The sequence below is a fragment of the Plantactinospora sp. KLBMP9567 genome (assembly GCF_033446045.1).
In the GTDB taxonomy this organism is placed as follows: Bacteria; Actinomycetota; Actinomycetes; order Mycobacteriales; family Micromonosporaceae; genus Plantactinospora.
Map to the genome: position 1 here is coordinate 104,893 of NZ_JAWQRR010000002.1, position 19,642 is coordinate 124,534.

The 19,642-nt window shown below is 71.1% G+C and carries 17 protein-coding genes; 8 read left to right on the top strand and 9 right to left on the bottom strand.

Annotated features, from left to right (window positions below; all coding sequences use genetic code 11):
- Nucleotides 1-258: 258 nt before the first annotated feature.
- From R6Y94_RS00435 to R6Y94_RS00450, 4 genes are read left to right on the top strand one after another with little or no spacing between them, the layout of a single operon-like run.
- Nucleotides 259-846 (top strand): copper chaperone PCu(A)C, encoded by a 588-nt coding sequence (locus R6Y94_RS00435; RefSeq protein ID WP_318393699.1) that lies wholly within the window; start codon nucleotides 259-261, stop codon nucleotides 844-846.
- 23 nt (nucleotides 847-869) lie between these two features.
- On the top strand, nucleotides 870-2,087 hold the full coding sequence (locus R6Y94_RS00440; protein ID WP_318393755.1) for a Dyp-type peroxidase: 1,218 nt from the start codon (nucleotides 870-872) through the stop codon (nucleotides 2,085-2,087).
- Nucleotides 2,084-2,713, top strand: coding sequence for a copper resistance protein CopC (locus tag R6Y94_RS00445; RefSeq protein ID WP_318393700.1), 630 nt, complete (start codon nucleotides 2,084-2,086; stop codon nucleotides 2,711-2,713). Before R6Y94_RS00440 ends, R6Y94_RS00445 begins: the two co-directional genes overlap by 4 nt.
- On the top strand, nucleotides 2,710-4,791 hold the full coding sequence (locus tag R6Y94_RS00450) for a cytochrome c oxidase assembly protein (protein WP_318393701.1): 2,082 nt from the start codon (nucleotides 2,710-2,712) through the stop codon (nucleotides 4,789-4,791). Before R6Y94_RS00445 ends, R6Y94_RS00450 begins: the two co-directional genes overlap by 4 nt.
- A gap of 73 nt (nucleotides 4,792-4,864) precedes the next feature.
- Here the strand turns inward: R6Y94_RS00450 and R6Y94_RS00455 are convergent, their stop codons facing one another.
- From R6Y94_RS00455 to R6Y94_RS00465, 3 genes are all read right to left on the bottom strand, one after another.
- A complete protein-coding gene (locus R6Y94_RS00455; RefSeq protein WP_318393702.1) occupies nucleotides 4,865-6,511 on the bottom strand; it encodes a carboxylesterase/lipase family protein in 1,647 nt (548 codons plus the stop codon).
- 146 nt (nucleotides 6,512-6,657) lie between these two features.
- On the bottom strand, nucleotides 6,658-8,109 hold the full coding sequence (gene argG, locus R6Y94_RS00460; protein WP_318393703.1) for an argininosuccinate synthase: 1,452 nt from the start codon (nucleotides 8,107-8,109) through the stop codon (nucleotides 6,658-6,660).
- Nucleotides 8,110-8,410: 301 nt separating this feature from the next.
- Nucleotides 8,411-9,424: a serine hydrolase domain-containing protein gene (locus tag R6Y94_RS00465; protein WP_318393704.1), complete on the bottom strand. Its 1,014-nt coding sequence runs from the start codon at nucleotides 9,422-9,424 to the stop codon at nucleotides 8,411-8,413.
- Between the two features lie 166 nt (nucleotides 9,425-9,590).
- On the opposite strand from R6Y94_RS00465, the gene R6Y94_RS00470 reads away from it, so the two are divergent.
- Nucleotides 9,591-9,785: a Beta-galactosidase C-terminal domain gene (locus R6Y94_RS00470; protein ID WP_318393705.1), complete on the top strand. Its 195-nt coding sequence runs from the start codon at nucleotides 9,591-9,593 to the stop codon at nucleotides 9,783-9,785.
- A gap of 82 nt (nucleotides 9,786-9,867) precedes the next feature.
- Here the strand turns inward: R6Y94_RS00470 and R6Y94_RS00475 are convergent, their stop codons facing one another.
- Nucleotides 9,868-10,800 (bottom strand): dihydrodipicolinate synthase family protein, encoded by a 933-nt coding sequence (locus tag R6Y94_RS00475; protein WP_318393706.1) that lies wholly within the window; start codon nucleotides 10,798-10,800, stop codon nucleotides 9,868-9,870.
- A 217-nt stretch (nucleotides 10,801-11,017) separates the two neighbouring features.
- On the opposite strand from R6Y94_RS00475, the gene R6Y94_RS00480 reads away from it, so the two are divergent.
- The gene (locus R6Y94_RS00480; protein ID WP_318393707.1) at nucleotides 11,018-11,716 is read left to right on the top strand and encodes a FadR/GntR family transcriptional regulator; all 699 of its coding nucleotides are present in this window, start codon (nucleotides 11,018-11,020) and stop codon (nucleotides 11,714-11,716) included.
- Between the two features lie 32 nt (nucleotides 11,717-11,748).
- Here R6Y94_RS00480 and R6Y94_RS00485 read toward each other — a convergent pair whose 3' ends face one another.
- Genes R6Y94_RS00485 through R6Y94_RS00505 form a run of 5 tightly spaced genes read right to left on the bottom strand, consistent with a single transcriptional unit; the run spans nucleotide 11,749 to nucleotide 18,310 of the window.
- Nucleotides 11,749-12,681, bottom strand: coding sequence for a dihydrodipicolinate synthase family protein (locus R6Y94_RS00485; protein WP_318393708.1), 933 nt, complete (start codon nucleotides 12,679-12,681; stop codon nucleotides 11,749-11,751).
- Nucleotides 12,678-13,700, bottom strand: coding sequence for an ABC transporter ATP-binding protein (locus tag R6Y94_RS00490; RefSeq protein WP_318393709.1), 1,023 nt, complete (start codon nucleotides 13,698-13,700; stop codon nucleotides 12,678-12,680). The genes R6Y94_RS00485 and R6Y94_RS00490 overlap by 4 nt, the downstream gene beginning before the upstream one ends.
- Nucleotides 13,700-15,670, bottom strand: a complete 1,971-nt coding sequence (locus tag R6Y94_RS00495; RefSeq protein WP_318393710.1) for a dipeptide/oligopeptide/nickel ABC transporter permease/ATP-binding protein — start codon at nucleotides 15,668-15,670, stop codon at nucleotides 13,700-13,702. Before R6Y94_RS00495 ends, R6Y94_RS00490 begins: the two co-directional genes overlap by 1 nt.
- A complete protein-coding gene (locus tag R6Y94_RS00500; protein WP_318393711.1) occupies nucleotides 15,670-16,629 on the bottom strand; it encodes an ABC transporter permease in 960 nt (319 codons plus the stop codon). Before R6Y94_RS00500 ends, R6Y94_RS00495 begins: the two co-directional genes overlap by 1 nt.
- A 58-nt stretch (nucleotides 16,630-16,687) precedes the next feature.
- Nucleotides 16,688-18,310 (bottom strand): ABC transporter substrate-binding protein, encoded by a 1,623-nt coding sequence (locus R6Y94_RS00505; protein ID WP_318393712.1) that lies wholly within the window; start codon nucleotides 18,308-18,310, stop codon nucleotides 16,688-16,690.
- 263 nt (nucleotides 18,311-18,573) lie between these two features.
- Between R6Y94_RS00505 and R6Y94_RS00510 the strand changes: the two genes are divergently transcribed.
- Nucleotides 18,574-19,347 (top strand): FadR/GntR family transcriptional regulator, encoded by a 774-nt coding sequence (locus R6Y94_RS00510; RefSeq protein ID WP_318393713.1) that lies wholly within the window; start codon nucleotides 18,574-18,576, stop codon nucleotides 19,345-19,347.
- A gap of 104 nt (nucleotides 19,348-19,451) precedes the next feature.
- Complete coding sequence (locus R6Y94_RS00515; RefSeq protein ID WP_318393714.1) at nucleotides 19,452-19,583, top strand: hypothetical protein; 132 nt, start codon at nucleotides 19,452-19,454, stop codon at nucleotides 19,581-19,583.
- The last annotated feature ends 59 nt before the right edge of the window (nucleotides 19,584-19,642 follow it).

Below are 19,642 nucleotides of genomic sequence, written 5' to 3' on the forward strand. Positions count from 1 at the left end.
CGTGGCACCGGTGGTGGCTTGGGGTCGAAGGTGGCCCGCCACCACCGGTGGCGGTCCGGTTTCCCTCTCACCGCTCTCGCGCCGGTCGCCCTACCCGCCACCCGGGAGACGGACGGCAGGGTCCGCACCGCCGACCCCCGCCGGGTTTCTCGACCCGGGCCCTGACCGGGCCGCCGAAGCGGATCAACGGGCTGGAACCAACCACCGATCCACGACGACCAGTAGTAGAACGAGAAGCGAGAACCGGAGGAAATGCAGATGCGCAGGTCGGTATCACCCGGCGTACGCCGCGGGGCGGTCAGGTTCGCTGTCACCGTGGTGGCGGTGCTCGCCGCGACGGGCTGCGGCGGAACCGCCGACACACCAGCGGCCGCGCCCAGCCCGGCCCCGTCGGCGACCACCGACAGCGCCGTGTTCATGGTGCGGGACCCGTGGGTCAAGGCGGCCGACAACGGTATGACGGCGGCCTTCGGGACCCTGGTCAACAACACCCCCAGCGGTGTCACCATCACCGGTGTGAGCACCGGTGTCTCCCCGATGGAACTGCACGAGATGACGATGAAAGACGGCAAGATGGTGATGCAGCCGAAGACCGGCGGGATCACGATCAAGGCCGGCGGCAGTCACGTGCTGGAGCCCGGCGGCGACCATCTGATGCTGATGGACCTGAGCAAGCCGGTCCGGGCCGGTGACGAGCTGACCTTCACGCTCACCTTCGCCGACGGGCAGACCACCGGGTTCACCGCGGTGGCGAAGCCGTTCACCGGCGCCGAGGAGAGCTACGACCCGAGTTCGGGCATGCCGATAACCCCCGGCCAGCAGATGACGATGAGCCCGACGCCGTGACCGAGCCCGCGCAGCCCCGCACGGTGAGCCGGCGGCGCCTGCTCACCGGCGGTGCCCTGGGAGTCGGTGGCGCGGTCGCCGGGGCGGCGGCGGGCGTCGCCGCGACCGCCGCCGGCCGGCAGCCACCGGCACCGGTACCGCTCGACCCGGGCGCCGCCACCGCCGTCGGTACGGATGTCGAGCCGTTCCACGGCGCCCGGCAGGCCGGTATCGCCACCGACCCGCAGGCGCACGCGTCCTTCGTCGCCTTCAGCCTGCACCGGGGAGTCGACCGGGCGGCGCTGGGCCGGCTGATGCGGCTGCTCAGCGACGACGCCGCCCGGCTGACCCAGGGCCGGGCGCCGCTGGCCGACACCGAACCGGAACTCGCCGTACTGCCGGCCCGGCTCACCATCACCTTCGGGTTCGGCCCCGGCCTGTACGCGGCGGCCGGCCGGGAAGACCGTCGGCCGCCGTCCGTCGCCGAACTGCCCGTCTTCGAGATTGACCGGCTGCAACCGGCCTGGTCCGGTGGTGACCTGCTGCTGCAGATCTGCTCCGACGACCCGCTGACGGTCACGCACGCGCAGCGGATGCTGGTCAAGGACGCCCGGCCGTTCACCGCCGTCCGCTGGGTGCAGCGCGGCTTCCGGCGCAGTCGCGGTGCGCAGGCGGACGGGCACACCCAGCGCAACGTCATGGGTCAGCTCGACGGGACCGCCAATCCCCGTCCCGGCAGCACCGCGTTCGAGCAGTCGGTCTGGGTCGGCGACGGCCCGGACTGGCTGCGTGACGGCAGCACCCTGGTGCTGCGACGGATCCGGGCCGAGTTGGAGACCTGGGACAAGCTCGGCCGGCCCGACAAGGAACTCGCGGCCGGCCGGCGCCTGGACACCGGGGCGCCGCTGAGCGGCCGGCATGAGCAGGACGAGCCCGACTTCTCCGCCCTGAACGAGGCAGGGCTGCCGGTCATGCCGGACTTCGCGCACGTGACCCGGGCCCGGGTGATGGACGACCGACTCAAGATCCTGCGCCGGCCGTACAACTACGACGGGGTGCCGGACGCCGCCGGACGGGCGGACAGCGGCCTGATCTTCGCCGCCTACCAGGCCGACATCGAGCGGCAGTACCTGCCGATCCAGCGCCGGCTCGCCGAGCGGGACCTGCTCAACGACTGGATCACCCCGATCGGCTCCGCGGTCTTCGCGATCCCCCCTGGCTGTGAGCCCGGGGGCTGGATCGGCGAACAGGTGCTGGGGTGACCGGCGAGATGCCGAGCAACGACGAGGAAGGACGGCCGATGCGAGGCGTCGGACGAAGGCTGGTGGCGCTGGCCGTACTCGCGGTCACCGGGGCCGTCGCGGGCGGGCTGCTGGGAGCCCGCCCGGCGGCTGCGCACGCCCAACTGCTGGGCAGCGACCCCCGGGCCGACTCGATCGTGACCACACAACTCGACGAGATCACGCTCACCTTCAACGAGCTGGTCCGGGGCAACTTCAGCACCGTGGTGGTGACCGGTCCGGACGGGGGCCGGCACGGCGCCGGCCAGCCACGGGCGGCCGACAAGCGGGTACACCTGCCCGTCGAGCCGGTACGGTCCGGAAGTTACCGGGTCGCGTACCGGGTGGTCTCCGCCGACGGGCACCCGATCCAGGGACAGTTCCGGTTCACTGTCGCGCTGGCCCCGGCACTGGAGCCGACCGGCGCCCCGGCCACCCCGCCGGCAACCGCCGACGGCCCGTCCGTGTCGCCGGCCGCCGGAGTGCCGACTGCGGATACCGGGGCCGGAGCCGGGCTGTGGGGGGCCGGTGCGGCCGGACTCGGCGTCGCGCTGGTCGGCGCCGGGTTCGTCCTGGTACGCCGACGGCGCCGGATCCCGGCGCGGTGAGTACCGGATCGCGGCAGGGCACGACCACTCCCGCTGCGCCGGTCTCCCGCCCGGCCCGCAGACCCTACTGGCTGCCCGCCGGTGCCGGGCTGGCCGGGCTCGGCGTGCTCTTACTCGCGCTCGCCGCCGGAGACGGTCTCAACGCCGCCACGATCACCGGCCTGCCCGACCCGGGCCCGGTCACCAGCTACGCCCTGCCGATGGTCCGGCTGCTGGGCGACGCGCTGGCCACCCTCACCGTCGGGCTGGCGGTAACCGCCGCGTTCCTGCTGCCCGGCGACGGCCCCAGCGTCTCCGCCCCCGGATACCTGCTGCTGCGCCGGGTCACCGCGCTGGCCGCCGGCTGGGCGGCGACCGCCCTCGTCCTGATCGTGCTGACCGTCTCGGACCTGCTCGGAGCCCCGCCACCGCAACTCGGTGCCGCGACCGTGGTCAGCTTCGCCACCTCGATCTCCCAGGGACAGGCCCTGCTGCTCCAAGCCGGGCTGGCCGGGCTGGTCGCGGTACTGGCCTGGACCGGCGTGTCCCGGGCGACCGCCGCGATCACCGCCGGACTCGCCCTGGTGGCGGTACTGCCGCCCGCGTTCACCGGGCACGCCGCCGGCGCCGGCAACCACCAAGTCGCGGTGACCAGCCTGGCCCTGCACATCCTCGCCGCCACCGTCTGGGTCGGAGGGCTGGCCGCGCTGCTGGTGGTGCGCCGTCACCGGCCGCTCGCCGACGCCGCCGCCCGGTACAGCCGGCTGGCCCTGGCCTGCAGCGTCGCCGTCGCGGTCAGCGGCCTGGCCAACGCCTGGGTACGCCTCGGCGCCTGGGACCAGCTCTGGCAGTCCCGCTACGGCTGGCTGATCCTCGGCAAACTCGCCGCCCTGCTGGCGCTCGGCGGGCTCGGCGCGGCACACCGCTGCCGTACGCTCGCCGCGCTGCGCGCCGGAGAACCCGCCGCGTTCGTCAGGCTCGCAGCCGGGGAACTGGTGCTCTTCGCCGCGACCTTCGGCCTGGCGGTGGCGCTGTCGCGCAGCCCTACCCCGATCCCGACCGACCCGGTCGACGCGGACCCGCTCGTCGAGCTGCTCGGCTTCACCCCACCCGCCCCGCCCACCCCGGGCCGGCTGCTCAGCGACCCGCTGCCGGACATGTTCTTCCTCAGCGTCTGCGCACTCGCGGTCGCGGGATACCTCGCCGGAGTGTGGCGGTTGCACCGAGCCGGACACCGCTGGCCGCCATCGCGCACCGCGAGCTGGCTGGCCGGAATACTGCTGCTCGCCGCCGTCACCAACCTCGGCATCGCCCGCTACGCCTACGTACTGTTCAGCGCGCACATGGTCCAGCACATGGTGCTGTCGATGGCGGTACCGATCCTGCTCGTCTGCGGCGCGCCGATCACCCTGGCGTTACGGGCGCTGCGCCGGCCCACCGACCGGCAGATGCGGGGCGCCCGGGAATGGCTGCTACTGCTGATCCACAGTCGACCGCTCCGGCTGCTGACCCATCCGCTGATCGCGCTCGGCATCTATTCGGCCAGCCTCTTCGGCCTGTACTTCAGCGACCTGCTCGGCACCCTGATGCGCTACCACCTCGGCCACCTGGCCATGCTCACCCACTTCGTCGTCGCCGGATACCTGCTCTTCTGGGTACTCATCGGCGTCGACCCGGGACGGCCACGACTCGCCCCACCCCTGCTGGTGATCATCCACTTCGCGGCCATGATGGCACACGGCTTCTTCGGCCTGGTCCTGATGCAGTCGAGCACCGTCATCGCCCCGGACTGGTACGCCGCCGTCCATCCCGACTGGGCATCCTCCCTGCTGGCCGACCAGCGTCTCGGCGCCGGTATCGCCTGGGCCTCCGGCGAACTCCCGGCCGCCATCGTCATGATCATCCTGCTCCGGCAGTGGATCAGCGCCGACCAGCGTGCCCAGGCCCGGCTCGACCGGGCCGCCGACCGCGCCGACGCCACCGGAGAGGAGGACGACCTCGCCCGCTACAACGCCTTCCTCCGTGCCGCCGCCCGCGACTCCCACCGCAGCCGTGCCGACGAGCGGTACGGTGCTGCCACCACCCGGGACAGGGAGTAGGCAGACCTCGCCGCGCTCCCGCCCAGCGAGCGGCGTTTCTGGCCAAGCCGTTGGCGTCGACGGCGAGGGTGGATCAACTGCCGTCCCAGAATCGGCACCTGTGGTCGGTGGCGAAGGGAGTCGATGCGATCGTCTCCGCGGCGAGGCCGAGTACGGCGGTTGTTCCGCGGTGGGCGCGTGCCCATGGCGTCCGGCCAGCGGTGTTCGGGTCGCCGCGGTGCGCGAATGTCGTCCAGTAGTCGATCATCGCCTGGCTCAGCCGCCGTTGCTCGGGGGTCATCTCCGCGTAGTCCGGATACTGGCTCCGGGGGATGGAGGTGTCCCAGAGGAACGGCAGGTCCCAGCCGTGGTACGCGCCGAACGGCGGAGCGCCGTCGAGAAACTCGTAGGCGTACACGGGCGCGTACCGGCTTGCGGTCCGGACCGTGTCGAGTACCGGGCAGGCGCCGATGCCGCCGCCCCAGTCGGTCAGCACGGTCGCCAGCGCCAGCGCCGGACTGGCGAAGTCATCAGCCAGGTACTCCCGCAACACGTCCTCGGCACGATTGCCGAAGGCGGAACGGATCACCTCGGCATAGCCCTCGGCGGTCAGGTCACGGTGCAGGGTGAGCACGAATCCGCGCATCTCGTCGTGGGTACTGCCGATCAGCAAGGGAACACGGGCTGCCGCGCCGTGCCGGATAGCGTCGATCGGCTGTCGTGGCAGGAAGGGTGTGCCGGCGATCGGTCCCCAGGGATCGTCTCGGCGCTGTCCGGTCACGGGCCGGTTGGGATCGGCCAGGACGTGGACCAGGTCCCCAACCGGGACCGACCGCAGACACCCGGCGATGTCCGTGGCGTCGTCACAACCAGCCTGGCGGATCGCCTCGACGCCCTTGCGGTCGGCGTCGGTCCTCGTCATGACCGGGTTGGCGCACGCGCCGCTCTGCAGGATCGCCCGCTGGAACAGTCCGCGCGACGTTGGCGAGGAGAGGTGAGCACAGATCGCGCGTGCGCCAGCCGACTGGCCCGCAAGGGTCACCCGGGTCGGGTCACCACCGAACGCCGTGATGTTGCGGCGGACCCAGCGCAGCGCCTCGGCCTGGTCGAGCAGGCCGTAGCTTCCCGAGATGGTGCCTTCGGCGTCGAGCGAAGCCGAGGACAGGAAACCGAGCGCGCCGAGTCGATAGTTGACGGTGACCACGACGACGTCGCCGCCGGTGGCGATGCGGGCGCCGTCGAACTGCGAGCCCGCACCGGAGTTGAAGTTGCCCCCGTGCAGCCACACGATCACGGGCAGCCGACCCGGCCGAGTCGGTCTCGTCGGCGAAACCACATCGAGGTAAAGGCAGTCTTCCTCGCCCAGGACGATCGGCTGGTTCTGCTCGTCACGGCCGGCTTGCGGGCAGATGGGGCCGGGGCTTGTCGCATCTCGCACCCCGAGCCACGGTCGTGCCGGCCTAGCTGCGGTCCAGCGCCGGTTGCCGACCGGCGCAGTGGCGTACGGAATCCCGGAGAAGCGGACGGCTCCGGTGCCGGCCTCGCCGCGCAGTGTGCCCGCCTCGACCCGCACCTCTGGCTCTGTGATGTTGGCCTCTGGCTCTGCGATCCTGGCGAGGACGGCTCGGTCCGGCTGGCGCGTTCGCGAAGGCTCGGCGCTCGACGCTGGCGGGAGCGCCATGGCTGTCAGGATGGCCGGGGCCGCCACCCAGAAGAGACGGTTCCGCGCGATCAGATTCATGCAGGGAGTGTGGTGGGGAACCTCGGCCGGTGCGTCCGTTCCTGGTGGAACAGTCTTCTACTCGGAATTACGTACGACGCCCGGAGCATGCGCTGGTACGGCGACGCCCGATCGCGCGCCTGCCGTACCTCGGAACCGACCGGCAGTCAGTCGGTGCCGGCCTCCATCGCGGCGTGGTCGAGCAGCTTGTCGACGTCGGAGACCTCGCCACGGGAGGCGATCGCCTCGGCGCCGCCCTCGGGCATCGCGCCGATCAGCCCGGTCGAGATCGGCTGGGCCGTACCGAGCAGCGCCGGGTGCGGACTGCCCCCGACCATGCCGAGCTGGGCGTACTGCTCAAGCTTGGCGCGCGAGTCGGCGATATCGAGGTTGCGCATGGTGAGCTGGCCGATCCGGTCGACCGGGCCGAAGGCGGAGTCCTCCGTCCGCTCCATCGACAGTTTGTCGGGGTGGTAGCTGAACGCCGGGCCGGAGGTGCCCAGGACCGAGTAGTCCTCGCCGCGTCGCAGTCGCAGGGTCACCTCGCCGGTGACCGCCGTACCGACCCAGCGTTGTAGCGACTCGCGCAGCATCAACGCCTGCGGGTCGAGCCAGCGACCCTCGTACAGCAGCCGGCCGAGCTTCCGTCCCTCGGTGTGGTAGCTGGCCAGGGTGTCCTCGTTGTGGATCGCGTTGACCAGCCGTTCGTACGTCGCGTGCAGCAACGCCATGCCCGGCGCCTCGTAGATGCCCCGGCTCTTGGCCTCGATGACCCGGTTCTCGATCTGGTCGGACATGCCCAGCCCGTGCCGGCCGCCGATGGCGTTGGCCTCCAGCACCAGGTCGATGGCGGAGGCGAACTCCTTGCCGTTGATCGTCACCGGCCTACCCTGTGCGAACCCGATGGTGACGTCCTCGGGGACGATCTCCACCGCCGGGTCCCAGAACCGCACGCCCATGATCGGATCGACGATCTCGATGCCGGCGTCGAGGTGCTCCAGGGTCTTGGCCTCGTGCGTCGCGCCCCAGAGGTTGGCGTCGGTCGAGTACGCCCGCTCCACGCTGTCGCGGTAGGGCAGGCCGTGGGTGAGCAGCCACTCCGACATCTCCTTGCGGCCGCCGAGTTCACCGACGAAGTCGGCGTCCAGCCACGGCTTGTAGATCCGAAGCGAGGGGTTGGCGAGCAGGCCGTACCGGTAGAACCGCTCGATGTCGTTGCCCTTGAAGGTGGAGCCGTCCCCCCAGATCTGTACGCCGTCCTCGAGCATCGCGCGCACCAGCAGGGTACCGGTGACGGCGCGGCCGAGGGGCGTGGTGTTGAAGTAGGTACGGCCACCCGACCGGATGTGGAAGGCGCCGCAGGCCAGGGCGGCCAGCCCCTCCTCGACCAGCGCCGCCCGGCAGTCGACCAGCCGGGCGACCTCCGCGCCGTACGCCATCGCGCGCCCCGGCACCGATTCGATGTCGGGCTCGTCGTACTGGCCGACGTCGGCGGTGTATGTGCAGGGCACGGCGCCCCGGTCGCGCATCCACGCGACCGCTACCGAGGTGTCGAGGCCTCCGGAGAAGGCGATCCCGACACGTTCACCGACAGGCAGGGAGGTGAGTACCTTGGACACGATCAATAGTATATGCACAGCCCCGCATGATCATGCATTCAGGGGTACTGCTGTCGGAACCTCCGTCGCGGACGGGACGGCTTCGGTCGTTGCACCCGCAGTTCAGGTGGCTCCGGTCACCGGGTTCGCCCGGCCCTCGAAAACCTGGGCAGCGTTGCGGCGTGTCCGCCGGGCCACCGACCCCGGTGGTCGGTTCCAGGCCAACCGCGAGAACCTGATCGACCCGACGGGACAGTCGGGCGATGGGGGAGCACGGGCACGCACCGCTGTTCGGTCCTGCCGTAGCCACCGGCGCACCGAATCAGGTTGCGGTGAAGATCACTGCGCCGGATTCAAGGGGCTTCCCTCGCCAGTTCGGCGATCCGGGCCCAGGCCGGAGAGGAAACGCCGGCTGCCATGCCGGCCACGGTACGTCCCCGCGTACGGCTGGAGATCGATCGTCTCCGGTGCGTAGGCAGGCGTCGGCACCGTGCCGAACAGCCCGGCGAGCCAGAGCAGCAGCTCGTCCTGCAGGGCAAGCACCCGCGAATCGTTGCCGTAGGCGGCGAACACCAGGTCGTGCTCCGGCACGACGACCAGCACCGCCACTCCGCCAGGCGAGGCCCTGGACATGCTCAGCACCGTCGTGCCGCCGAGTGAGCGCACCAGCCAGCCGAGGCCGACGGGCGACGTGTTCGGCGTACCCAGGTCGTGCGTGACCGATCGCATACGCGCGACCGACCTCGCCGACAGCACCCGCGTGCGTGCAGGCGCCGGTCATCCCCGCCGCCGCGAAGACGTCACGCTCGAGTAGTTCGTGGTACGGCCGGCCGGTCACCACCTCCAGCAGCCGGCCGGCGACGATCATGCCGCCGTTGGAGTAGCTGACGTACTCGCCCGGCTCGAAGAGAACGTCGCACTCGCGGCCGAGCCGCTCCAGGTAGACCTTGAGGGCGTCGCGGCCCACCGCCTCCGGAAAGAACAGGTCGGCGTCGATGCCGCTGGTGTGGGTGACGAGGTGGCGGACCCGGATCTTCTCGGCCGCCCCGGGCGTAGCCAGCCGGAACTCCGGCAAGTAGTCGACGACCGGCGCGTCGAGGTCGAGAGCGTCCCGCTCGACCTGCTGGAGCACCAGCGTGGTTGTCATGATCTTGGTGATGGACCCGAACAGAAAACTGGTGTTCTCGCTCATCGGCGCTCCGGTGGCAACGTTCGCCACACCGTGGGCGACGACGGCCTGCTCTCCGGCGTGATAGATGCCGGCAAGGAATCCGGGGACCTGGGTCGCCTCGCACAAATCGGCGGCCCGCTTGCTGATGTACGCGATCTCGTTCATGTCATCGATCCTCGAACCCTGCCCCCGGGGCAAGGTCAACCCCCCAGTTCGCCGGTGTCCCCTCGGCGGGCGCGACGGCTGTCTGACGGCGGCCGGGTGGGCCGCGGCTGGTCGAGGGGGAGGCGCAGGAGGCAGCGCTCTCCAGTTAACATCCCTCGGTCATGGATTGCCCGACCTGCCGGAGGGGTTGCCGGTGGTCCGGCACGGCGACGACCGGTCGTACCTGCTGCTGCTCAACCACGGCGCCGAGCCGGTGACGGTACCCCTGCCCCGCCCGGCGGTAGACCTGCTCGGCGAACGTGACCGGACGGTCGACACGGTGACCGTCGCGCCGCGCGGCGTGGCGGTACTCCGGTCCTGAAGGGGCGGTCTTCTGGACCTCGGTGGCGGGTCGGGCCGACGCGGTGGCGGAAAGGCCGGCCCGCCATCGACGGTGGGCCGGGCTACGCCTCCGGGAAGAGTTCGGGCAGCCGCTCCCGGGCCAGCGGTCGCAGCCGCTCGGCGAGCGCGGGGTCGACCGAGGCGTACGGCCAGCGGACCCGGGTGCCGATGTCGGCCCAGTCGCCGACGTGGGCGAGGAACTTGTCGAGCGCGGAGTTGGCGTACCCCCCGCGCTGGAGCGGCTGGACGTGTTCGGTGAAGAACGCGTGGATCCGGCGCTCCACGTCGAGCGCGGCGTCCGGTCGCTCGGCCATCGTCCGCTGCCACGCCATCGCCCCGACCGGGCTGAGCGCGGCGATGTTCGAGTACGAGCCGGCGGCGCCGTGCCGGCGTCCGGTCGCCAGGTCGTGGCCGGCGACGAAGATCGCGATCCCGGCCGCGTGCCGCCGCATCCGGGCGTACCATTCGGCGTCGCCGCCGGCGACCTTGATCCCGATGAGTGTGTGTACCTCGCGGCGGATCACCGGGTACAGCTCGGCCGGCACCTGGGTCTTGGCGTGCGGCGGGTTGTAGAGCACCAGCGGCACCGGGTCGGCGACGGCCGCGACCCGGGACAGGAAGCGCAGCACCTCGCCGCGCGACATCGGCAGCCAGTCCGGCAGCGTCACCTGGATCGCACCGGGCCGGAGCGTGCGGGCCCGGGCGACCCGGGCCAGGCAGGTCTGCGCGCTCATGTGGCTGGCCCCGATCTGGAACGGCATGCCGCCCTGTTCGCAGCGCTGCGCCAGCAGCTCGTTGACCCGGTCGTACTCGTCCTCGTCGAGGGTGTGGAACTCGCCGGCGGTGCCGTGCGCGTACAGGCCGTCGAGCCCGGCGGCGACGAGGATGTCCAGGGCCGGGTCGAGACGCGCCCAGTCGATCGACTCGTCGGCGCGGATGGGGAGCAGTATCGTTCCCCAGGTGCCGCCGAGCGTCTCCGACGTCAGTATCTCCACGATGCCGCTCTCCCTGGTCGACGAGACGACCTGTGTTCAGCCGGATCGGCCGCGAGCGGGCGGGCAAGCGGCCGAGCGGGCAGGTGAGCCAGGTACGTCCGGCTGATTTCCAACCGGTACGGGCGGTGTCGCCGGTGTTACTTCCCGCACTGCCTGGCCTTCCGGGTCCGAGAGGTGGGATGTTATGACCCGAGGTTTCGACGAGCCTGGAGGCAGCATGCGTACGCGTAACGGTGGGTCGCTACAGGAGCGCATCGTCGCCCTGATCCACGAGCGCCGCCTGGCCCCCGGCGCGCCGATGCCGACCGAGCCGCAGCTGATGGACCTGCTCGGGGCGAGCCGCAACAGCGTGCGCGAGGCGGTGCGGGCCCTGCAGGCACTGGGCATCGTCGAGATCCGGCACGGCTACGGCACGTTCGTCGGTCAGGCTTCACTTGACGTGCTCACCCCGTCGCTGGCGTTCCGGGTGCGCTCCGGACCGGGCGGCGGGATCCGCGCGCTGCACGACCTGGTCGAGGTCCGTGAGCTGATCGAGACCGGGCTGATCGGCCAGGTGGCGCAGATCGTCAGCGGCCCCCGGATCGCCGCGCTGGACGCCCTGGTCACCGCCATGGACCGGGACCTCGAGGCCGACCGGGCGTTCCACTCGCTGCTCTACGAGTCGTGCGGCAACGAGCTGGTGCTCCAGCTGATCGGCCTGTTCTGGGACGTCTACCACCAGGTCGAGCCGGCGCTCGGTCCGCCGGAGGAGCGGACCGCGGAGATCGTGGTCAACCACCGCCGGATCGTGGCGGCGCTGCGCGCCCGGGACCCGGAGGCCGCCCGGGAGGCGATGCGGCTGCACTTCCGCGACGTGAAGGCACGCATCGCGCGGGCGGAGGCCCGGCCGGTCGAGGCGCTGACCGAGCCGGCCTGACCCCCGCCGGCCGGGCGGGTGGCCGGGCCCGGTCACACCAGACCGGCGGCGGCGAGATACTCCTTGACCCGGGCGACCTCGTCGGGGTTCAGCGGGATCTGCGGCAGCGCCGTGGTCGGGTACGCGATGATGCCGCGCAGGTGCAGCGCCGCCTTGAAGGCGCCCAGCGCCGAGGAGCTCATACCGATCCGGCCGGCGCCGACGTGGACGAGCTGGAACAGGCGCAGCAGGCGCTCCTGTTCGGAGCGGGCCGCCTCCCAGTCGCCCTTGACCGCCGCCCGGAACAGCCTCGCGTACCCGTGCGGGTCGACGTTGCCAAGGCCCGGCACGACACCGTCGGCTCCCATCCACAGCGCCGAGTCGACGGTCAGCTCGGAGCCGGTCAGCACGCTGAACGCGCCGATTTCCGGGCGGTCCCGGCGCCCGAGGATCACCCCGCGCAGCCCGGCCTCGTCACCGCTGGAGTCCTTGACCCCGGCGAGCGTCCCCTCGGCGGCCAGCTCCAGCACCAGGTCGGTGCCGAGCTTGCTGTGTACCGAGACGGGCAGGTCGTACGCGTACAGCGGAAGTCCGCCGCGGGCCGCGATGGTCCGGAAGTGCAGGGCGATCTCGTCCGGGTGGGTCCGGGTGTAGAACGGCGCGGTTGCCACCAGGCCGTCCGCGCCCGCCTCGGCCGCCACCCGGGCGTGGTCCAGCACCCGCAGCGCGGTCGTGTCGATGACGCCGGCCAACACCGGGACCTGCCCGGCGACGTGCCCGATCACCGTCTCCAGCACGACCTTGCGGTGACCGTCCGGCAGGTACGCGACCTCGGAGGTGGAGCCCAGCACGAAGAGCGCGTCCACACCGCCGGCCAGCAGATGGTCCACCAACCGGGCCAACGACCCGGTGTCGACGTCGAGGTCCGGGGTCAACGGGGTGGACACCGGGGGGATGACGCCGGTGAGGGCGCTGGCGGTGGTCATGAACGCTCCTGGGCTTGGCTGATCAGTTCGAGGTCACTCGCCCCGTCCAGCACGGGGTGATGGCATCGGAACAGGTGGTCGTCGGGCCGGTCGGTGCTGGTCTGAACCGGCGGCATCGCCGAGGCGCAGACCTCGTCCGCCTTCCAGCAGCGGGTCCGGAAGGGGCACCCGCTCGGCGGCCGGGTCGCGGACGGCACCGGACCCACCAGCGGGATCGGGTCGATCGGGGAGAGCAGCCCGGGTGTGGCGGAGAAGAGTGCCCGGGTGTACGGGTGCCGGGCGTGCTGCGGTACGGCCTGCGCGGGCGTCTGCTCCACGATCCGCCCCAGGTACATCGTGACCACCCGGTCGCTCATCCGGCGGACGGTCTGGATGTCGTGCGAGACGAAGACCAGCGCCAGGCCGAGCCGGTCCTTCAGGTCCAGCAGCAGGTTGAGGATCTGCGCCCGGACCGAGACGTCCAGCGCGCTGGTCGGCTCGTCGGCGATGAGCAGCTCCGGTTGCAGCGCGAGCGCCCGGGCGATGGCCACCCGCTGCCGCTGGCCACCGGAGAGCTGGCTGGGCAGCAGGTCGGCCGCACTGGACGGGAGTCCGACCAGGTCGAGCAGCTCGCGGACCCGCTCGTCCCGCTCCCGGCGGACGCCCCGGCGGTGCACATCCAGTGGATCGCGCAGGATCGTCCGGACCGGCAGCCGGCGGTTCAACGCGGTGGACGGATCCTGGAAGACCATCCCGGTGGTCGATCCGATCAGGGACCGGCGCCGGGAGTCCGCCATCGACCAGACGTCCTCGCCGCGGAACGACACCGCGCCGTCGGTCGGCCGCTGGAGCCCGACCAGTACCCGGGCCAGAGTGGACTTGCCGCAGCCCGACTCGCCGACCACGCCCACCGTCTCGCCGGCGGCGATGGTCAGGTCGGCGCCGGTGAGCGCGTAGACCCGGTCCCGGGAGAAGATCCCGCCGGACCGCGCCCGGTGCACCACGTGTACGTCGTGCAGCTCCAGCAGGGTCGCCGCCATCAGTGTGCCTCCGATCCGACGGCCACCGGCGTCGCGATCTCGATCGCCGGGTGGTGGCAGGCGACCGCGTGCCCGTGCACCGCACCGGTCAGCCGTGGCGCCTCGGTACGGCAGATCTCGGTGGCCATCGGGCAGCGGTCGGCGAACCGGCAACCGGCCGGGAAGTCGGCCGGGGAGGGGACGACCCCGCGGATCTGGGTGAGCCGCCGCGCACCCGCCTCCAGCGAGAGCACCGAGCCCAGCAGCCCGCGGGCGTAGTGGTGGGCCGGAGCGCCGACCAGCGCCGCGGTGACGCCGGTCTCGACGATCTGCCCGCCGTACATCACCACCACCCGGTCGGTGACGTCGGCGACCAGGGCCAGGTCGTGGGAGACCAGGATGAGCGCGAACCCGAGTTCGGCGCGGAGCCGCAGCAGCAGCTCGATCACCTGCGCCTGTACCGTCACGTCCAGCGCCGTGGTCGGCTCGTCGGCGACGATCAGCTTCGGATCCCGGGACAGGGCCATCGCGATGAGCACCCGCTGCCGCTGCCCTCCGGAAAGCTCGTGCGGGTACGCCGAGAGGGTCCGGGCCGGGTCCAGCCCGACCATCTCCAGCAGCTCGGTCGGGGTACGCCGGCCACCGCGCCGGACGACCTGCTTGAGCTGCGCCTTGATGGTCATCGCGGGGTTCAGCGAGGAGAGCGCGTCCTGGTAGACCATCGCCATGTCGTGCCCCATCAGCCGCCGGCGGGCCGAGCGGGACAGCTTCAGCAGATCCTTCCCGTCGAACCGGATCTCGCCGCCGATCCGGGCGCCCCTCGGCTGCAACCCCATGACGGTCAGCGCGGTCAGCGACTTGCCGCAGCCCGACTCGCCGACCAGGCCGAGTACCTCGCCCGGCCGGACGTCGAACGAGATGCCGGCCACGATGTCCACCCCGTCGTGCCGGCCCTCGAAGCCGATGGTCAGCTCCTTCACCTGGAGCATCGGCGGACCGGACGGGAGCGGCCGGGCGCGTTCGGCCAGCCGCCGTGCCGCCTCGGCCAGGCCGGGCAGCTCGGTGAGCTCGCCGGATCCGGGGGCGGCCTGCTCCCACGCGTCGCCCTCGACCGGCTTCTTCGCGCCGGGCACCCGCCGGGCCGTCGGTGCCGCCCAGGCGTCGGAGACCCCCTCGGAGAGGATGTTCAGCGCGAGGACGGTGACCAGGATCAGCAGGCCCGGGAAGACGGTGGCCCACCAGCCGCCGAGCAGCACCATGTTCTTGCCGTCGGCGATGACGCTGCCCCAGGACGGGTCCGGCGGCCGGACCCCGGCGCCGATGAACGAGAGCGACGCCTCGAAGACGATCGCGTCCGCGACCATCACCGTGCAGAACACCAGCACCGGCGCGGCGCAGTTGATCGCCACGTGCCGGATCACGATGTACGGCGTGCGGGCGCCGATGACCCTCTCGGCGTCCACGTAGTCCTCGCCGTACTGGGCCAGCACGTTGGCCCGGACCACCCGGGTCACCGAGGGCATGTAGAGGAACGCGATCGCGAGTACGAGCACCTGGATGCCGCCGCCGAAGACCGCCACCAGCACGGCGGCCAGCGCGATGCCGGGGAAGGCCATGATGACGTCGAGCGTCCGCATGATCCCCTCGTCGACCCACTTGCGGGAGGTGGCCGCGACGGCACCGAGCACCGCGCCGACGACCAGGGCCAGGGCGGTCGCACCCAGGCCGATGATCAGCGACCACCGCGCCCCGTACAGCAGCCGGCTGAGGATGTCCCGGTTGGCGCTGTCCAGCCCCATCCAGTGCTCCGCCGACGGGGCCCCGTCGGCGGCGGCCGCCTGCTCCAGCGGCGAGTACGGCGCGAGCAGCGGGGCGAAGAGCGCGGCGAGCGCGATGAGGAGGATGACGCCGAGCGAGATCCAGGCGGGTGCGGAGAGCCGCTTGAAGTTGACGCCCGGCCGGGCGAGACGTCTCGTCAGTCCTGGTCGCATCAGGCTGCGCTCCGAAGTCGCGGGTTGACCAGTAGATAGAGGATGTCGACGACCAGGTTGACCACCACGAATCCGGTCGCGATGGTCAGCACCACGCCCTGGACCACGGCCGGGTCCCCGTTGGTGACACCGTCGATCATCAGCTTGCCCATGCCGGGCAGGGAGAAGATGGTCTCGATGACCACCGCGCCACCGAGCAGGTAGCCGACCCGCAGACCCAGCACGGTCAACGGGTTGATCAAGGCGTTGCGCAGCACGTTCCGGCCCACCACGACGATCGGCGGCAGGCCGCTGCCGATGGCGGTCCGGACGTAGTCCCGGTCCAGTTCCTCGACCATCGACGTCCGGACGATCCGGGTCAGCTGGGCCGCCACCGGCAGCGACAACGACAGGGCAGGCAGGGTCATCGACCGCAGCCACCCGCTGAACGAGTCGGCGGGGTTGACGTAGCCGCCGGTCGGGAAGAGGCCCTGCTCCACCGCGAGGTACTGGATCATCAGCAGGGCCAGCCAGAACGACGGGGCGGCCACCCCGCCGAGCGACACGACCCGGATCAGCTGGTCCGGCCAGCGGTCCCGGAAGATCGCCGCGGTGACCCCGAAGACCAGCGCGGTGAGTACGCCGACCAGCAGGCCCAGGAAGGTGAGCTGGAGGGTGAGTGGCAGCGCGGTCAGCACCGAATCCAGTACCGGCGCGTTGGTGAGCACGCTGGTGCCCAGGTCACCCTGTGCCAGATCGGCGACGAACCGCACGTACCGCAGCGGCAGCGGATCCAGCAGGCCGTTCTCGACCTGGAACTGGTGGATCTGCTCGGGGGTCGGGTTGGCGCCCGCGAAGTAGGCGTACTCCGGCTTGTTCTGCGAGAACCGCATGACGATGAAGACGAAGAGGATCACGCCAAGCAGGAGCGGGATCAGGATGAGTACGCGGCGGACCAGCATGCTGGCGATCGCTGCCATGGGACTCCTCGGCGACGAGTTCCGCGGCCGGCGGGGGACACCGGCCGCGGAACTGGGATCAGCGGCGCTGGGCCTGCAGCAGGTTGAACCCCGGGTACGGCTGCGGGCGGATCCCGGAGATCTTCTTCGGGTCCCACGCGGTCATCAGCTCGGTGTGCACCACCGGGTAGAGCACCGCCTGCTCGGCGACCATGTCCAGGTACTGGCGGGTCAGGGCGAGCTTCCGTGCCTCGTCCGGTTCCCGGATCGCCTGGTCCATCAGGTCGAAGATGCTCTTCGCCGCCGGGCTGGTGTCCCACCGGGTGTACTTCATCCAGGTGCCGCCCGAGGTGTAGTTGTAGCGCAGGATCAGGTCGGCGTCGATGCCGAACTGGTTGGGGTTGGAGGCGGCGGCGACCACCTGGTAGTCCTGCGACTGGTCCATCTTGGTGAACAGCGCGCTGGTGTCCTGCGGCTGGAGCGTCGTCTTGACCCCGATCGCGTTCCAGGAGTTCGCGACGGTCGGCAGGCAGTCGCTGATCCAGCTCACGTTGACCGCCATCAGCGTGACCGACAGGTTGGTGACGCCGGCGGCGGCAAGCAGTGACCTGGCCTTGTCCGGGTCGTAGTTGTAGACGGTCTTCGCTCTGGCATAGGACGGGTTCTGCTCGTTGAGGAAGCTGGTGGCCGGCGTACCGTGTCCCTTGAGCGCGACCTCGATCATCTTGCCGGTGTCGATGGCGTAGAGCAGGGCCTGCCGCACCCGTACGTCGTCGAACGGCTTGGCGCCGGTGTTGAACATCAGGAACATGTGGTTCATGCCCTTGCCGCCCTCGACGGTCAGCCCGGATTCCTTCAGTTGGGCGATGTTGGCATAGGGGATGTTGTCGGCGATCTGCGCCTCGGCATGTGCACCGGAGATCTTCGCGACCCGGGCGGCGGCATCCACGATGGACAACCAGTTCATCTTCTTGAACTGGGGCTTGCGCGGGCCGTTGTAGTCGGCGAACGCCTCGAAGGTGGTGTTCGACTTCGGGTTGTGCGCGGTCATCTTGTACGGGCCGGAGCCGACCGCCTTGCCGCCCTTGGCCGCGTCCCAGCCGCCCGGTGCGCCGAAGACGTGCTTCGGCATGATCTTGGCGATGGCGAGGCGCTTGAGGGCGTCCGGGAAGGGAAAGTTGAAGACCACCTCGACGGTGCTGTCGTCGACCTTCCTGACCTCCTTGAGCCAGGCGCCGAAGAAGCTGTAGAGCAGCACCTTCGCCTGGGGGTCGAGGATCCGCTGGAAGGTGAAGACGACGTCGTCGACAGTGACCGGCTGGCCGTCGTGCCACTTTGCGCCCTGACGCAGGGTGAGCTTCCATGAGGTCGCCGCCGGGTCGGTCGGCAACGCGGTGGCGAGTGCCGGGTACGGCTCGCGGGTGATCGGGTCGGTCTCCACGAGCCCCTCGTAGATGTGCCCGATCGCGGCCATGGAGAAGGCCGAGGCCGTCATGGTCGGGTCCCAGCTCTGGTCGTTGCCGTACCCGATCACGGCGGTGGCCAGGTCTTTGTCGTCGGCGGCACCGACCGAACCGGTCGAGGCGGGGCCGGACTCGCAGGCGGAGACGGTGGCCGCGATGGTCGCCGCCGCGCTTAGCGCTCCGCTGTAACGCAGGAAGTCGCGACGGCTGAAAACGGGCCGAGATACCGGGGCGCTCACGGTGCCTCCTACAAGGCGTCGGCAGTTATGTGTGCGATGGAAGTTGGACGTCCCACATCCCATGTTGGCATTAGACTGGAGGCTAGAGGTCGATCAGTCCTCGGGTCAAGAGAGGGTTACCTGGAGATGTCAGCACGGTTTCGCCATGATCGACAGGCAGTCACAGCGGCGTCACGCCGGGCCGCCGACGGCCGTCGTAGGACGTCTGGTCTGGATACGCCCCCGATCCGCCCGGCCAGCCGGCGTCGCCTCGGCGCGACGTCATGACCGACCGCCCGACCCAGCGAAAGCCCGCCGCGCCCGACCGCCGGACCCGACCGCGGCTGAGCCGCGCGGTCGAGGTCCAGGAGGCGGTCAAGGGCCTCATCCTCGAACGCCGGCTCGCGGCCGGGGATCCGCTGCCCACCGAGTCGGAGCTGATGGAGGACCTGCGAATCAGCCGCAACTCCGTGCGGGAGGCACTCAAGGCGCTACAGGCGGTCGGCATCGTGGACATCCGGCACGGCTTCGGCATGTTCGTCGGCCGGATGTCGCTCACCGGCTTCGTCGACGAGCTGGCGTTCCACAGCCGGATCACTCTGCAGGACGGGCGCAACGACCTCGGCTATCTGACCGAGATCCGCGAGGTCCTGGAGAGCGGGCTGGTCCAGCGGCTGATCGACCGGCCGCAGGAGCTCGATCTGGCGCCGGTCGCCGAGGTGACCGAGCGGATGGAGGCAGAGGCACTGGCCGGCATCGTCTCGCCGGAGACGGACCGGCTCTTCCACGAACTGCTCTACCGGCCGCTGGGCAACCCGCTGGTCGGCCGCCTGCTCGGCGCGTTCTGGGAGGTCTTCTACCAGCTCCGCGACGAGCTGGGGACTCCGGACGAGACGCCGGCCGACGTCGCGCGCCGGCACCGCGACATCTACACCGCGATCGCCGCCGCGGACAAGGCGGCCGCCGCCGTCGCGATGCACGCCCACTTCGACGGTGTACGTGGCAAGCTCGCCCGCCTCGACCAGCCAACCGACGGTACGGTGGCTGAAGCTCAGTAAGCTCCCTTCCATGGCCCACGGTCAGCCTTCGTCGGTACCGGCCGGGACGCCACCGGCGGGCCTGCCCGGGCCCGCCGCCGCCCGGCCGGCGAAGGGTCGTCGCGGTGCTCGTGGCGGGCGGGCTGGCCCTGGTCGTTCTCTGCGGTGCCGGGATCGCGCTGTTGACCGTCGTGGTCCGTGACCGGCTCGGCGACGTCCGCGGCAGCACCACGATCACTGAACCTTCGTCAGCCTGAACCGCGCGGCGCTCACACACCGCGTCCGACCTCGCGCTCCGACGGGCCGCAAGGGGAGG

Bases quoted from the DNA above. Each gene is read 5' to 3' on its own strand.
- R6Y94_RS00435 (WP_318393699.1), top strand. From the start codon at position 259: ATGCGCAGGTCGGTATCACCCGGCGTACGCCGCGGGGCGGTCAGGTTC.
- R6Y94_RS00455 (WP_318393702.1), bottom strand. From the start codon at position 6,511: ATGAATCTGATCGCGCGGAACCGTCTCTTCTGGGTGGCGGCCCCGGCC.
- R6Y94_RS00465 (WP_318393704.1), bottom strand. From the start codon at position 9,424: ATGAACGAGATCGCGTACATCAGCAAGCGGGCCGCCGATTTGTGCGAG.
- R6Y94_RS00480 (WP_318393707.1), top strand. From the start codon at position 11,018: ATGCGTACGCGTAACGGTGGGTCGCTACAGGAGCGCATCGTCGCCCTG.
- R6Y94_RS00485 (WP_318393708.1), bottom strand. From the start codon at position 12,681: ATGACCACCGCCAGCGCCCTCACCGGCGTCATCCCCCCGGTGTCCACC.
- R6Y94_RS00490 (WP_318393709.1), bottom strand. From the start codon at position 13,700: ATGGCGGCGACCCTGCTGGAGCTGCACGACGTACACGTGGTGCACCGG.
- R6Y94_RS00495 (WP_318393710.1), bottom strand. From the start codon at position 15,670: ATGCGACCAGGACTGACGAGACGTCTCGCCCGGCCGGGCGTCAACTTC.
- R6Y94_RS00500 (WP_318393711.1), bottom strand. From the start codon at position 16,629: ATGGCAGCGATCGCCAGCATGCTGGTCCGCCGCGTACTCATCCTGATC.
- R6Y94_RS00510 (WP_318393713.1), top strand. From the start codon at position 18,574: ATGACCGACCGCCCGACCCAGCGAAAGCCCGCCGCGCCCGACCGCCGG.